The organism is Deltaproteobacteria bacterium (assembly GCA_016208165.1).
In the GTDB taxonomy this organism is placed as follows: Bacteria; Desulfobacterota; Desulfarculia; order JACQYL01; family JACQYL01; genus JACQYL01.
Genome location: JACQYL010000041.1, coordinates 14,318 through 29,027, shown reverse-complemented (window position 1 = coordinate 29,027; position 14,710 = coordinate 14,318). Strand labels below are relative to the sequence as shown.

The following is a 14,710-nucleotide window of genomic DNA, read 5'->3' as shown; positions in this document are numbered from 1 at the left end:
GCTCTTTCCTGTCAAGAAAGGTGTTCGGATAATTGATCAGAATCGGCGGCATTGTCCGGCTTCAAGACGTCCTTGTCCTTTTCCTTTGGAATAGGAATCCTGACAAGAAAGGTAGTGCCGGCGCCCACGACGCTGTTCACAACTATCTCCCCTTCCAGTCTCTTGATGATCCCGTAGCAGATGGACAGACCGAGGCCGGTTCCTTTTCCAACCGGCTTGGTGGTAAAAAAAGGATCAAATAAGCGTGAAAGGTTCTCTTTGGGAATCCCACGTCCGGTGTCGGATACTTCTAGGAGAATGCTCCCGTTTTGGAGCCATGCGCATATGGACAAAGTTCCCCCTTTTTCCCCCATGGCATCGAGGGAGTTGTTGATCAGGTTTAGGAGAACCTGTTGAATTTCGGTTTTGGGCAGATACAGGTCGGGAATGCCGTCTTGAATATCCGTACGAACAACCACGCCGCAGTATTTCGCCCTTTTTCCCGAAATGGCTACAATGTCCTCGACCAACTCGTTGAGACGAACCCGCTGCAATGTGAAGTCGGTTTTCCTCGCAAAACTGAGCAGTTTGTGCGTGATCTCCTTGCACCGCTTTCCCTGGATCCGGATTTGCCCTAAGGATCGTTTGAATTCGGCCAGGTTTTTACCTTCCCGGAATTCCTCTTCTTGCAGCAAGTCGTCAATCCAGCCCGCTTCTTCAACCATGATGGCCACCGGGTTGTTGATTTCATGAGCAATGCCCGCTGCCAATTCGCCGATCGAGGCAAGCTTACCGGTTTGAAACATCTGCTCGTTCATTTTCTGTTTATTCTTGTCCGCCAGCTCGATGCGACGGACCGTCTTCTTTGACAGCCTCAAGGCGTTGGTCGCCAGAAACAGCGTGGACAAAAGGATGGTGGCGAGGGTCACGCGCTTGGCTGTGTTAAGACCGGAAAGCGACTCCGAGACGCTTTGTCGGCGGACGATAATCCAGTTTCCGTTCTTGAGGGAGGTCGCGGCGTATGTAGTCTCGTTCCCAGAAGAATCGGCAGCTTGAGTTGTCGAAATGTCCGCTTTAGCGCGCTTGGAGACGTCCGACAGGAGGTCCAATACGACTTTCTCACCGAATCCTTCGCCCTCAGGGGGTTTCGTCTGGTATTGACCTTCCCTGTTCACGATAAAGGCGTTTCCAGTAGTTCCTATCCCGGCCTCCTCCAACAACCTGTTGAACGCTTCCACGGGGATTATGGATCGCAAAACCCTCTGCTCTCCCATCACGTCCTTTCTCACCGCCATCGTGAAATAGGAATGACCCTGCGCATCCGAAGATACGTCGCTTATGAAGTATCGGGCATGCATGGCCTCGTGGAACCAGGCGGTCTCCGCGTACGGCTGGGTAGGAGGAAGAGGCGTTCCTGCGTTTGCGACAGGAATGCCTGCTCCATCCACCAGCTCCAGAGCCGAAAAGACCGACTCGTTTTCTGTGTTAAGCTGTTCGAGAATTCCCTCTAAAGCCGATACCTTCCGCAGGTCATCCAAAGAGAAAGCCGCGGCGATGAATCGAATGTCGTTTAGCTTTTCCATCAAGAAATCGTCGATGATGTGTTTGCTCTTCAGGGTTGCCTCTCTCATCTGTGCAAGTACGTTTTTCTGGTAAGCGTTGCTGAACTGATAGTATATAACGCCGCCCACCAAAGTCATCGGCAGAAAGGGAAGCATAAATCCAAGAAGAAGCATACTTTTCATCAATGATCTGTAATGCTTGTTTGTGGGTATGTTCTTCTTGATTCGGTCCCGAATATAGCTAAACATATGGCATCCAGCCGGCACGCAGACTAGATGGATCGTGCCGAATCGCAATTCCTATGAGGTCAATCTTGGTCGCACCGTTTACTCTTTGGCCTTGCCCGTATAACAAGAAGTGGTTCCTGTTTCTTTGGGACGGGGTTTGAGGCGCCGTGACGAGCCTTAAGCTTCTTAAGACCGACCCGTCCCCCTGCCCTCGTCTTCTTCATCCAACAGGTCGGCCATGGCCTCCTGAGCCAGCCCAGGTTCGCCGGCCTGTGACAAGGCGGCGGCCATTAGTAAGGTGTCCACGGCCTTTTTGGACTTTTTGAGTCTGTTCCAAACCTTGTGCAAGGTGCCGACCAGCTGATCGACGTCCACCGGTTTCTTCAAATAGGCGGAGGCCCCCAGTCGCATGGCTTCTTTCTGATCCTTTTCCGTTCCATGACCGCTCAGGATCACGACGGCGACGTCGGGATGGTCTTTCCTGACTTTGCGAAGCACCTCTATGCCGTCAATGCCGGGCATTCTCAAGTCCAGCACCATGACGTCGGGCTGTCCTTTCTTAAGGGTCCGCAGAGCCTCTTCTCCGTTATAAGCGATCTCGGCGCTCAGATTTCTCAGTTCAAGTCGTTCGGAAAGGCTTTCCACAAATTCCTTCTCGTCATCCACCAAGAGCACTTTGAGTTTTTCCTTGCGAAATGCGCGAGTCAACTCGTCGATGTCCACGGGCTTCTTCAAGAGAGCGGATGCTCCCAGCTTGAGGACCTCTGCTTCGTCTTTGTCCGTACCATGGCCCGTCAGAATCACGACTTCCATATCGGGATCGCTCTGTCTGACTTTGCGGAGGACTTCCAGGCCGTCAATGCCGGGCATTCTGAGGTCCAGCACCATGACATCTGGCTTTTCCCGCTTGATGGCTTCGAGGGCCTGCTTTCCGTCATAGGCGACTTCGGCGTCGACGTTCCTCATCCCGAGCCGTTCGGAAAGGCTTTCCACAAATTCTTTCTCGTCATCCACCAAGAGCACTTTGAGTTTATCTTTCTTCACGATGGTCTCCTTTGTGTTCGCGCCATTAGGGGTAAGCGTTGGTCAGAGGATGGGCCGTCCGGGTATTTCGATATAGAGATCCGAAGCGAAGACCGGAAGGACCCATTTGACTATATGAAATGGCAAGGAGTGTGCCAGAATGAATTATGAGCGATTACAGGACGTTAGGCAGTACAGGGCAGGGGTGTGGAACTTTATGAAACATATAGAAACAAACCGGATGTAGCGATTTGAGACAAAATGAAACAGCATCACCGAAGGCCGGAATAGGGAATGGAGATCTCGAAGCCGCCCCGGTTGCCTGTGGTGAAACAAGACAACTCGGCGCCTAACATCTGGAGGATCTCTTTCAGATCCGCCGTTTCCGAATCGAGGAGGGGCGCCGCGCCCGTCTGATCGGTGAGCGGCTCGCCCCGGCACTCGAGGCGCACTTCCCGGTCGCCTTTCCGGCATTTCAGAGTGATCACGCCGCCGTTGGCAGTACGCTTCATGCAGGATTCGATGCATTTGGCAATGACCAGCTGAAGCCGAAAAGGATCAGTCTCGACCTGCAGGGGCGATTCCGCCGGTTGTACCTCTAATTCGATCTGTTTCAATCGGGCGAAACGTCCCATGAGATAACTGATTTGGTGCACCAGCGCGTTGATGTCCTGATTTGCCCTTGGTGCGTCCATGTTGTGGGCGAATGCGTTCAGATTTGCTCCGATTTCCATTCCTCTGGAAACCTGCTTCCGGGTAATGGCGAAGCTCTTGGTCAACTTGTCCTTATACGGAAAACCCGTACCGAGCACAGAGAGCAGATCTTCCATCAACCCGGAAGACTCGCGAATGGTCGCCAGCACGTTCATGAATTCGTGACTTACAGCGGCGATGATCTTGCCGATGAAGTCGACTTCGCATGATCTCATTTCCCGGCGGCCTCGCTTGAATCCGTTTCCAGTTTGGAGGCCTCAAACGCCTCTTTCATCTTTTCGATCAGTTCCTCGATCTTGGCCGGTTTCATCATGTAGTCGTACGCCCCCAATCGCATACCCTTAATCCCATCCTTGGTGGATCCCCGGCCCGTCAGTAGAATGGTCTTGATTTCCGGATGTTTGTTTCGGATTCGCTGTAAGACGTCCAGTCCCCCCAATCCCGGCATCATGACATCCAACACCACGACGCGAGGCCTTTCGGTTTCCAGGATTCGGAGCGCCTGTTCCCCGTCGTTGGCCACCAGGGTTACAATGTCTCTGAGCCGAAGACGTTCAGCCAATGTGGATGCGAATTCCTCTTCATCATCCACAAGGAGTACTTTGAGTCCTTGCATGTCATGCCTCCCCCTGTTGCCCGGATTTCTTAGGTAATAGCACCGTAAAAGTCGTTCCCTCACCTTCTTTGCTCTGGACCTCTATCCTGCCTCCCAACTTCTGAACGATGCCGTAGGTGATGGAGAGGCCCAATCCCGTCCCGTACCCTTTGCGCGTGGAAAAGAACGGTTCGAAGATGCGTTTTCGAGTCTCTTCGGACATACCGACTCCGTCGTCCTGGATCGATACGCCGACAAAGCGCTGTTCCCGTTCCCAACTGGCGATGATGATTTTTCCGCCGTCTTTTACGGCGGAAAAGGCGTTGTTCAGTATGTTCAGGAAGACCTGCTGTAACTGGCCGTGGTCCGAGAGGATCTCCGGGAGTTTCTCGTCCAGTTTCAGTTCGAGATCGATGTTTCGATGAAGGGCTTCCTTCTCGAGAAAGCCAAACACCTCAACGATCACCTCGTTCAGATTCAATGACTCGATCTCGACGTCCATCCGACGGGCAAAGCCCAACAATCGATGGGTTATAGTGCTGCATCGGTCTACGGATGCCAGTATCGATTGTGTCAACTGAAGGAATTTGGACTTTTGTTCAAATTGGGACATAGACTCGATGAGATCTTTCATCAATCCGGCCTTTTCGTTGATGATCGCCATGGGGTTGTTGATCTCGTGCGCCACGCCCGCGGCCAATCGGCCGATGGAAGCCAACTTGTTGGTGTGTTCGATCTCGTGGTAGCTGATCAGACGCTTCCGGTCCGATTCTTCGATCTGCTTGACCAGTCGGTCCGTTATCTTGAATACGACCAGCAAAATCGCTATCACACTCGCCACGAAGATGAGCAGTATTTCACTTTTTAGCGTGTACCAGGATTGCAGGACTTCGCTTCTTGGTTTGATCAATATCAGGGCAAAGGAGGGGGAAGCAAAGTAGGTATAGGCCATGAGGACTTCCCTGCCTTTTTGGTCTTTTGTCTCCGTCACATGGGCTTCATAGCTCAGAGGGGGCATGGGCAAGGGAAACGTGTCAAGGGCTTTTCCATAGAATCTCGAAGAGGTCTGGAGAACGCCGGAGGATCCAGCTCACTCCCGCCGCGTTTTCCTTTCGCACCGCCATCACGAAATGGGGGAACTTTCGATAGCCCATGAACACGTCACTGATATGTTCACCCCGAACCGCCACTTCCTGAAACCAGTCGTGATCCTTGTACATCTTGCCCTTGAGATTGTAAGGGCCCACATAACTGACCTGCAGACCCGAGGAGTCGATGAGTCCCAGATCCACGAAGCCGCCGAATTCCTCCTTCATCACCTGGAAGATTCGATTCAGCGTCTGTTGGTCGCCCAGTTCTTCGAAGGAATAGGCCGATGCGATGAAGCTCACGGCTGAAAGACGTTCCGTCAGAAACAGTTCGAACGAATGCTTGGTCTTGCTGACCAGGCCGCCCAAAGGCTGAATGATTTCGCGCCTCAAGACTTTCTGATATTCGTAATGGTTGATCAAAGCCATCATAAAGAGCGGCAGAACGGTGACTACTACAATAATGATGATCATATTTCGGCGAAGAAGTTTGTAGCGTCGATGAAATCCTTCCTGCTCGGACATCGTCAGAGGTTCCTCAGGGAGCGATGCTGCTGAGACTAAAGAAGTATTACCCATGGTGTTTCTTCTCCGGTCGATCGAAAAGTATGTCCCCGGGCTGCAGTCGGTCGGTGCGAAAACGCTCCAGGGCTTTCTCCCACGGCCCCATCACCGAGTCCAGCACGGTGACCTTCTTCCAGGTCAGATACTCGTAGAATTGCTCTTCAATACCGTTGCAAATGACCACATCCACGCCTTCTTCGAGAATCATTTGACAGAGGTCTTCCGCGGAAGCGTGCGCCAACACGATGGTTCTGGTTTGTTCGGTCGATCCGTCCGGCCCGATGGTACAGATCACCACTTCCGTGGCCAGGTCGAATCGGGGCGCTACATCATTCTCGGACAGAGTAATGAGCAGTTTTATTCCATGACTCCGCTCTCGCTCCCGGATCACATCAGGATGCAAGCCCGTACTCCTTCATTTTCCGCCAGAGCGTGGTTCGGCCCCAGCCTAGGATTTCGGCGGCTTTGCTTCGACGGCCGTTAACCTTGAACAACGTATCGATGATGAGCTGCCGCTCGCTGTCGGCCCAATTCATCCTCCCCGTCCGTCCCTTTGCGTCATGCATTGAAGGGGCCACAGCCGCCGGACCGATAATTTCATGGTGGGCTTCCCTGGCGTCTTCCAGAAGGTAGACGGGCAAATGATCCGTCTGGATGGTTTCCAGTGGACAGATACTGGTGGCGTATTCAACGATGTTTCTCAATTCACGTACGTTTCCGGGGTAGCCGTAGTTCAGTAATATATTTCGAACCTGTTGTGACACCCCACCGATCCGCTTGCCGAAGCGGGAAGAATAGACCTTCAGAAAATGATCCAGGAGAAGACCGATATCCTTTCCTCTTTCTCTCAGAGGAGGCAGGTGAAAGCGGACAACGTTCAGGCGGAAGAGCAGATCCTGGCGGAAAAGGCCGCCCGCGACCATCTGTTCCAGGTTACGGTGCGTGGCGGCGATGACCCGGACGTCCGCCTGGAAACCGCTGGTGCTCCCCAGAGGATAAACCACCTTGTCATCCAGAAAGGTCAGAAACTTCACCTGAAGCGGCAGTGGGAGGTCTCCTATCTCGGTCAGATAAAGCGTACCATTGTGGGCTAAACGCAGACGTCCCGCCTTGTCGTTCACCGCTCCCGTGAACGCGCCTTTCTTGTGACCGAAAAGCTCCGATTCCATCAGCGTTTCCGGCAGAGCGCCGCAATTGATTTTTATGAAAGGACCGTCGGCCCGATCGGATGCTTCGTGGATGACCTCGGCCAAGACGTCTTTTCCGGTGCCTGTTTCACCGGTGATGAGGAGGGAGGAATCGGTTTGAGCGACCACCGGTACGAGGCGGAACAGTTCTCTCATTTTTGCGCTCTGACCTATGAGTTGCCCGAGGCTGTCCAGGTGCGGGATCTGATCGACCGATCCAAGAGGAGTCCTGATGTCGGCGACTGTCTCCATGAAGCCGACGACGCGGCCTTTGAGGTCGCTCAAGGGAGCTGCCGTTATGCGTACGGGGATCTTCTGACGGTCCCGGTTGATGATGTCTCCCTCGATAGTCACCGGCGCATTGTTTTGCTCCGCTTGCAGGACCGGGCAGTTGGAGCCGCACACGCTGGCCCGCAGTACATCCCGGCAGGGTACGCCCAACACCTCGTGCCTCCTGAAACCGGCCAATGCTTCGAGGGCGCTGTTCAGCAGCAGGACTCGCCGATAGGGATCCATGATGACCAGCCCCAAGGGCAGCTCGTCGGTTAGGGAGGACAGTTCTACAGTGGAATCAAACAGGCCCTTGATGTTCCCGAACGAGATCGAATCCAAACCGCGAGTCCTCCTTTCATGACGTGGGCGCCTTTGAACCGGACCCTGCCATGAACATTATGAAACGTATCCTATTCAGAAGCACGTTTCATGTCAAGATATTTTGAAACATTATCGTGCCCTGGTCTTCCGTATGAAACAGGCCGATCAGGTGAACCGGGTGCATCGTTTTCAGGGGCGAATCGTGCAACGCCCAAATAGGTGGGGACATTCGGATCGTTTTGTGGAAAAATAAGAACGTATGTCCGCTTGGACCGTCCGGGGAAACCGAAACGAAACGTTGATGGCATCGTAAAAAATCCGCAAAGACGCCACCCCGGTGAAAGCCGGGGTCCAGAACCTGTTTAAAATACGGGCTTCCGCCTTCCGCCGGAATGACGTAACATGATGTTTTTTGATTTTTTCGACTTCATCAGCGTTCCGACGCCGGCGTGAAAAGCATCGGTATCGGAACGGAGCGGGATCGCCGTTCCAAATCAGTACCCGAAGGTTGTTAACCGGACGCCCTTTTGCCTCGGGTCCGCAAGATGCGCTACGAAAACGACGCTCCCGAGTTCATGGGAAGGCTGAAAGATGCTTGCCTAGCGGTTCCGTAGCGGTATCACTGAACTACGATCCAAAGGGTCAATCGATAAGGAATCCATTATGCATCGAGTCATGATCCATCCGGCGGATTACAACACATGTCTGGAAGCCGTGGGGCTCGCGTTCGAGCTTTTTCCTCTCGACGTTTCAGGTAAAAAGGTACTGGTTAAGCCCAACGTTCTTCGGGCATCGAACGCTGAAGAGGGCATTGTCACGAATCCGGCCGTGCTTGCGGCGGTAATCCATCATCTGGAGAAGAGGAATCCGGCGTCCATCGTGGTGGGCGACAATCCGGGCGCGTTCAGTTACGGAGCCAATGAAGCCAGCTTTCGGCAGGCAGGCCTCCTGGAAGCGGCCGGAGCGTATTACCGGAATATCAGCACCGAGAGTCTGGAGGTGGATTTCAATCCCGACTACGTGGATCGGCTGAGCGTCTCTCGATCGGTGATGGAAACGGACGTGTTCATCTCTTTGCCTAAATTCAAGACCCATGGGCTGACCGTGATCACCGGGGCCATCAAGAACAGCTTCGGCATCCTTCCAGGCGCACAGAAAGCCGCGTTGCACCGCATGGCCGGCAACCCGAAGCGGTTTCACGAACTGATCGTAGATGTGTTCAGGCTGCGCGTTCCGGATCTCTTCATCGTGGACGCCGTGGTGGGCATGGAAGGCAACGGACCGGCGGGTCGAGATCTGCGTAACATCAACCGTATTCTGGCGTCCGACAACGCCGTGGCCCTGGACGCCACGATATCTCGAATGATGGGTCTCGAGCCGCACAAACTTGGTTTTATGAGAAAGGCAAAGGAATTGGGTCTGGGCGATTTCGATTCAGGGGCTATCGAACTTATCGGAGACCTCACGGTCATCCCGGACTTCAAGCTGCCACCGCTGGGCGGCGAGGCCCTCCACAAAAACGAAGCCATACAGAACTTCATCCGCAGCAGGACGCTGCTTCGGCCCAAAGCAGACCCCGACTTGTGCAACGCCTGTCAGACCTGCATCGAGCACTGCCCGGTCTCGGCCCTGTCCATGCAGGACGACCTGCCGGTGGTGGACGCGGATACGTGTATTACCTGTTTCTGCTGTCAGGAAATGTGTCCTGAAAAGGCGATTACACTTCAGTGATCGCTCCTGCTTTGTGGAGTGCGCGCACAGCCTTCTTCAGAAAGATCCGTTCCGGAGGCGAGAGGGAGAGGGACGCTGATCATCACCGTCCAGCACGGTGCGGATGGTGTGCAGCAGGTCTCCGAGTGCATAGGGCTTGGCTACAAAAGCCGCCTTGCCCAAAGACACAAGCCGCTGCTCGGATTCTCCCAAGGCGTAGCCGCTCGTAATGACAATCTTCAAGCGCGGCTTTATGCGCCTCAGGGCCTCAATGCATTTGAGCCCGCCCATGCCCGGCATGCCCAGGTCCACTAGGACGAGGTCCACGCGGTCGCCGTTGGTCTCGAAGACGGCCAACGCATCCTCTCCGGTGCTCGCCTCGATGACTTGATAGCCGTTCTTTTCAAGAATTTTGCGTCCGATATCCCGAAGCGCTTCTTCATCATCCACCACAAGAACCGTTTCGCTTCCACGGCCGTTTTCGCATGACACTGTTTCCGTCTCGGCCATGGGGACCGTTGCATCCTTAAGAACCGGCAGAAACAGGGTGAAGGTGGCGCCTGCGCCCGGCCTGCTCGAGCATGTGATATGGCCTCCATGGGCCTTCACAACGCCGAAAGCGGCTGACAGGCCAAGCCCGGTGCCCTTCCCCACCTCTTTTGTGGTAAAGAACGGATCGAAAATCCGCTCGATGATCTCTTCGTCCATACCATGGCCCGTATCGGTGACTTCCACCATCGCGTATTCGCCGGGCTCCAATTGGATCCGGTTCTTTATGGTGACCGCATCCGGCACCAGGTTGCCGGACGTGATCCTCAGGGAGCCGCCTTGCGGCATGGCGTCGGCTGCATTGGAGCCCAGATTGAGCAGCAATTGATTCAGCTGACCGGCGTCTCCCATCACCGGCTTCAAGGTTTTATCGAGCTTGGTTTCAATGCGGATCATTTTGGGAATGGTCCGTTCGAGCATTTTCACGCTTTGTTCCAGCACCCCGTTCAGATTCAGCGGCGTTAGCTTGGTCTCGGTTTTTCGGCTGAACGTAAGAATCTGTTCTACCAGGCTCTTCGCTCGCACTGCGGCTTCAAGCGCTCCCTCGATCTCCCGAGAGCCGCGTTCGGGTGTGCGGGCCTTATCCATGGCCAGTTCCGAGTATCCAATGATCGCCATGAGGATGTTATTGAAATCATGAGCGATGCCGCCGGCCAGTGTGCCCACGGCCTCCATTTTCTGAGAATGGCGCAACTGCTCTTCCACCTGACGTTGAAAAGTGACGTCTCTCGCTATGATCAGTATCGCCGGACGACCGTTCCATTGGATCAGGACCTGTTTGCTCTCGAGCGATAATTCTCTTTTCTTTTTGTTGGTAATTCGCAGCACGAGATTCGAAGGCATGTCCTCGCCTTTCAAACAGCGATGATAGAGGTTCAAGATGCGCTCCCGGTCTTCGGGATAAAGGAGAATGGTGAACGGCTGTCGGCCCAGCTCCTCGATGGTGTATCCGGACAGCTTCAGAGTCACGGGATTGGCGAACTTCATCACCTCGTCCTGAAGGATGAAGATCGGATCCAGGGCGTTATCCACCAGCATGCGATATTTGTCTTCACTTTCCCTCAGCGCGGCCTCGATCCGCTCGCGTTTCGCCAGTTCGTGCGTCAATTCCGCCGTTTTCCCGGCCACCGTTCTTTTCAGGGACCGGGTCCACGCCAATGCCAAACCCAGCAGAATCAACAGAGGACTTACAATCCAAAAGGCGTACCGCATCAAATTCCGGAAGGAAGAGCGCTTTTCATAGACTCCGAACCACTTGGAGTAAATCCGGTCATACTGGCCGGTTTCTTGAATGATCTTGAGGCCCTCATTCAACACGGTGAGAAGGCCGGCAGCTCCCTGACGCACCGCGAAGCAATATTTACGTTCCAGGACAGGCGATCCCACGGCTTCAACATTCGTGAATCCGTGCCGGGTAATCAGGTAAAGCCCCATCAGCCTGGGCAGGAGAGCGCAGTCGGCCTCTCCCGCGGAGAGCAAACGCAAAGCGGAGGCCGGATTTTCCACCCGAATGATGCGGGTGCCGAGCTTCTTTGTCGTAAGATAGTCATCGCCGATGTCGCCCTCCTGTACGACGACCCGTCGTTCTTGGATATCGTCGATGGAGCGGATGGGCGAACCTCTCGGGATGAACACCGCATAGGTCACTACGATGTGGGGTTGAGAGAAATCCACTAGCCGATCTCTCTCTTTCGAGTAATACATGCCTGAAAGTGCGTCGATGTTCCCTGCTTCGAGGTCCCCACGCACCTCCTTCCAAGGCCCGAGCCGCAGCTTCAGTTCCACCCCCATGGCGATGGCGATAGACCGGATGACGTCGATATTGAACCCCACGGGCTGTCCGTCGTCATCGAGGAATTCGTACGGAGGGTAGCTGTCGTCCCCTCTGACGACAATCTGTTTTACGCCGGCGTCCTGAGAGCGACCGGTACCGGAAAACAGAAGGATTGAAGACAAGAAGACAGTTGGGATGATAAAAAGAAATGTGATCTTTTCGCGTTTCATTTCGCTCTACTCAATGCCTGTTCTCTATATAGGATTTCAGATCCGCGACACGGGGTAGGATTATTGAATTTCCGGCGTAATCAGTACGTATACACCATTCCGACCTATCCGTCACGGACATCGTCGCGCCCGCCCAAACTCTGACCAAGCCGAGGGCCTCCAACCATCCTATGGCCTGTGCCGCAGGCGCCTCGGGGAATACAGACACACCTCCTCCGAATACATATCCTCCTTGACGAATGCGGATCACCCTCAAAAAAGCGGTTGCGGCGCAATTCAGCTTTGGTGCGCCGGGGTTATCTCAAAGACTAGGAACTGCCAGATTTCTGAACAGCGGCGAGGGTTCGACTGCTCAATTTCAGTACAATGGGTCGAGGGCCGCTGAAATTATTCGTAAAAAATCATATACTTATGTTTTGGTACGCATCTTGCTATTTGCTGTAAACAGGAAAAAGATTCCTGTCCGCCGGCGCTCAACGAAAACAATAGGCAGGACTGCGCGGCTTTTTTCATACGCAGGGGGACTGTCCGCAAAAAAACGACCAAGTTTCGCAAGCAATCGAAATGACCTTGAATCGTTCAATAACGGACCCGGAGCGATCCGACGCTTCGAGCCGAAAGAGGGCGCCGATGCCGGGGGATTGGACCGCCGCCGGTCCGGATAAGCCCCTTGATACGATTTGCAGCAAAACCGGGTTTATTTGGGGGGAGGACTCCCAAACTCCATTCTTAGAATACAGACACGGTTCCGTTTGGTCTCATTCGAGCACGGAGCTGCCAATTTCGAGAAAGAGGGATTTGTGTTGGATCATGTTCTAGATATTGCAGGGCGGATTCGATCGGGTGAAGGCCTGAAGGCATCCAACGAACTGTATCGATGCTTGCTGACCGCGTCCAGAACCGTTTTGCAGGAGCGGAAGTTCGAGACTGCAGTGCGCACGATTTTGGGTTTGTGTACGAAATCGATTGGTGCGACTGTCGCCTATGTTGAGGTCTCAGGTGACGACGAACACGAGTTGGAACGTTTGTTTTTGACATATGGCGGAAGCTTCGATTCGGTTGAACCCGAAATGACCGCGCCTATCGTTCGTTTACGGGATAAAGCATACTGGACTGCTCAGGTGACGTACAGCAACGTCTTTCTCGGCAGCATGTTCATGGGGAGAGAGCACGGACAGCCTGTGAGCATTCAAAATATGATGTTTTGTCCCATGAACGTCCATAGAAAGACCGTAGGTGTGATTGGACTTGCCAATAAAGAAACGGGGTTTTCGGAACTGGATGCCGAGATTGCAATGGCGTTTTCCGATATCGCGGCCCTTTCCTTTCATAATAGCAGAACTCTCGACAAGCTGGCGGAAAGTGAAGAGAAGTACAGGCTGCTCGTAGAGAACTCAGGTGATGTCATCTTTACATTAGGTCCCGATTTTCGCTTTGCGTATGTGAGCCCCACTGTCGAAGGTCTGACGGGATACTCGGCGGAAGAGATGATGAAAATGAATCTGGACGGCATCTTCTCCCCCTCTTCGGCGCGAATTGTGAGGACTGCCTACAAACGGAGAATCCGTAACGAGAAGGCCGGGCATAGGGCGAATGATTCCGAGCGATGGGAACTGGAACACAATCGCAAGGACGGTTCCAGGATTTGGGGCGAGGTGACAACCAGACCGTTTCGGGACAAGAACGGACGATTCGCCGGGATTCACGGGATTACTCGCGACATTTCCGAGCGACGGCGGTCCGAGGCGGAGAAGGCCCGACTCGAGTCCCAACTTCGGCAGTCGCAGAAAATGGAGGCCATTGGTACGCTGGCGGGAGGCATTGCACACGATTTCAACAATATCCTCGGGGCGATCATCGGCTACGTCGAGCTTGCACTGGATGAGATCCCCGACGGACTATCCGCCAGAGGAGACCTGGAGCAAGTGCTCAAGTCCGCTCATCGCGCAAAAGAACTGACATACCGGATCTTGAGCTTCAGCCGAAGAACCGATCCGGAGAGAAAGCCCCTTCAAGTGGGATCCATCGTCGAAGAAACGATGAAGTTGTTGAGAGCCTCGATTCCGACTACCATTAAAATCCATCAAAAACTGGAAGCGAATGCAGGTACTGTACTGGCTGACCCGACGCAAGTACACCAGTTGCTGTTGAATTTGTGCACCAATGCCGCCCATGCGATGAGGAAGAAAGGGGGGGTGCTGGGTGTTCGGCTCGATCGGGTCGCCGTTGATGGGAAAGCGCCCGCCAAGCATATCGAGCTCAAACGTGGATTGTATTGCAGGCTCAATGTATTCGATAACGGCGAGGGAATGAGCGAAGAGACCCTCCATCGCATCTTCGAACCTTTCTTTACAACAAAGGAATCGGGTGAGGGTACCGGCATGGGTTTGGCCGTGGTTCACGGCATTGTAAAGAGTCATGACGGAGCGATCACCGTACACAGCTCGCCCGGAATAGGCTCGACGTTCAGTGTCTACCTGCCTCTGGTGGAAGAGAGCGTTGCGAAAGAAATACCGGTGGGGATCGGGTCGATTCCGAAGGGCACGGAACACATCCTTTTTGTGGACGACGAGGAGGCCCTTGCGGCGGTGGCGGGAGAGACACTGGAGCGTCAGGGGTATCGGGTTTCGGTTCTGACATCGAGCAGGGAGGCATTGGATCTGTTCAGGGACCGGCCGGGGGATTTCGACATCGTCATCACGGACATGACCATGCCCCAGATTACGGGCACGGAATTGGCAAAGTCAATGCTTCAGATCCGACCGGACATCCCTATCATCATCTGCACCGGGTACAGCGAAGGCATGTCGGAGGAAAAGGCGACGGAGCTGGGGATCCGACGGTTTCTGATGAAGCCTCTGGTTGCTCGGGAGGTGGCCGAGGCGGTCAGAGCCCTGCTGGATCGGAAATAGT

The 14,710-nt window shown here is 54.0% G+C and carries 11 protein-coding genes; 2 read left to right on the top strand and 9 right to left on the bottom strand.

What is annotated here, in order from left to right:
* Positions 1–11: 11 nt before the first annotated feature.
* From HY788_08780 to HY788_08745, 8 genes are all read right to left on the bottom strand, one after another.
* Complete coding sequence (locus HY788_08780; protein MBI4774258.1) at positions 12–1,790, bottom strand: two-component sensor histidine kinase; 1,779 nt, start codon at positions 1,788–1,790, stop codon at positions 12–14.
* A 165-nt stretch (positions 1,791–1,955) separates the two neighbouring features.
* Positions 1,956–2,582, bottom strand: coding sequence for a response regulator (locus tag HY788_08775; GenBank protein ID MBI4774257.1), 627 nt, complete (start codon positions 2,580–2,582; stop codon positions 1,956–1,958).
* A 482-nt stretch (positions 2,583–3,064) separates the two neighbouring features.
* A complete protein-coding gene (locus tag HY788_08770; protein MBI4774256.1) occupies positions 3,065–3,721 on the bottom strand; it encodes a HAMP domain-containing histidine kinase in 657 nt (218 codons plus the stop codon).
* Complete coding sequence (locus tag HY788_08765) at positions 3,718–4,122, bottom strand: response regulator (GenBank protein ID MBI4774255.1); 405 nt, start codon at positions 4,120–4,122, stop codon at positions 3,718–3,720. The genes HY788_08770 and HY788_08765 overlap by 4 nt, the downstream gene beginning before the upstream one ends.
* 1 nt (position 4,123) lies before the next feature.
* Positions 4,124–5,092 carry a hypothetical protein gene (locus HY788_08760; GenBank protein MBI4774254.1) on the bottom strand — a complete coding sequence of 323 codons (969 nt, stop codon included), beginning with the start codon at positions 5,090–5,092 and terminating at the stop codon, positions 4,124–4,126.
* 43 nt (positions 5,093–5,135) lie between these two features.
* Positions 5,136–5,714, bottom strand: a complete 579-nt coding sequence (locus HY788_08755; protein MBI4774253.1) for a cache domain-containing protein — start codon at positions 5,712–5,714, stop codon at positions 5,136–5,138.
* Between the two features lie 46 nt (positions 5,715–5,760).
* Positions 5,761–6,114 (bottom strand): dinitrogenase iron-molybdenum cofactor biosynthesis protein, encoded by a 354-nt coding sequence (locus HY788_08750; protein MBI4774252.1) that lies wholly within the window; start codon positions 6,112–6,114, stop codon positions 5,761–5,763.
* A 31-nt stretch (positions 6,115–6,145) separates the two neighbouring features.
* On the bottom strand, positions 6,146–7,456 hold the full coding sequence (locus HY788_08745; protein MBI4774251.1) for a sigma 54-interacting transcriptional regulator: 1,311 nt from the start codon (positions 7,454–7,456) through the stop codon (positions 6,146–6,148).
* Between the two features lie 741 nt (positions 7,457–8,197).
* Between HY788_08745 and HY788_08740 the strand changes: the two genes are divergently transcribed.
* A complete protein-coding gene (locus HY788_08740) occupies positions 8,198–9,265 on the top strand; it encodes a DUF362 domain-containing protein (GenBank protein MBI4774250.1) in 1,068 nt (355 codons plus the stop codon).
* A gap of 36 nt (positions 9,266–9,301) precedes the next feature.
* Here HY788_08740 and HY788_08735 read toward each other — a convergent pair whose 3' ends face one another.
* Positions 9,302–11,797 (bottom strand): transporter substrate-binding domain-containing protein, encoded by a 2,496-nt coding sequence (locus tag HY788_08735; protein MBI4774249.1) that lies wholly within the window; start codon positions 11,795–11,797, stop codon positions 9,302–9,304.
* A gap of 803 nt (positions 11,798–12,600) precedes the next feature.
* Here HY788_08735 and HY788_08730 point away from each other — a divergent pair.
* Positions 12,601–14,709 carry a PAS domain S-box protein gene (locus tag HY788_08730; protein MBI4774248.1) on the top strand — a complete coding sequence of 703 codons (2,109 nt, stop codon included), beginning with the start codon at positions 12,601–12,603 and terminating at the stop codon, positions 14,707–14,709.
* The last annotated feature ends 1 nt before the right edge of the window (position 14,710 follow it).

What these genes read in the sequence shown, in the direction of transcription:
- HY788_08770 (MBI4774256.1), bottom strand. Translation starts at nt 3,721, where the DNA reads ATGAGATCATGCGAAGTCGACTTCATCGGCAAGATCATCGCCGCTGTA.
- HY788_08740 (MBI4774250.1), top strand. Translation starts at nt 8,198, where the DNA reads ATGCATCGAGTCATGATCCATCCGGCGGATTACAACACATGTCTGGAA.
- HY788_08755 (MBI4774253.1), bottom strand. Translation starts at nt 5,714, where the DNA reads ATGTCCGAGCAGGAAGGATTTCATCGACGCTACAAACTTCTTCGCCGA.
- HY788_08735 (MBI4774249.1), bottom strand. Translation starts at nt 11,797, where the DNA reads ATGAAACGCGAAAAGATCACATTTCTTTTTATCATCCCAACTGTCTTC.
- HY788_08765 (MBI4774255.1), bottom strand. Translation starts at nt 4,122, where the DNA reads ATGCAAGGACTCAAAGTACTCCTTGTGGATGATGAAGAGGAATTCGCA.
- HY788_08775 (MBI4774257.1), bottom strand. Translation starts at nt 2,582, where the DNA reads ATGGAAGTCGTGATTCTGACGGGCCATGGTACGGACAAAGACGAAGCA.
- HY788_08780 (MBI4774258.1), bottom strand. Translation starts at nt 1,790, where the DNA reads ATGTTTAGCTATATTCGGGACCGAATCAAGAAGAACATACCCACAAAC.
- HY788_08745 (MBI4774251.1), bottom strand. Translation starts at nt 7,456, where the DNA reads ATGGATCCCTATCGGCGAGTCCTGCTGCTGAACAGCGCCCTCGAAGCA.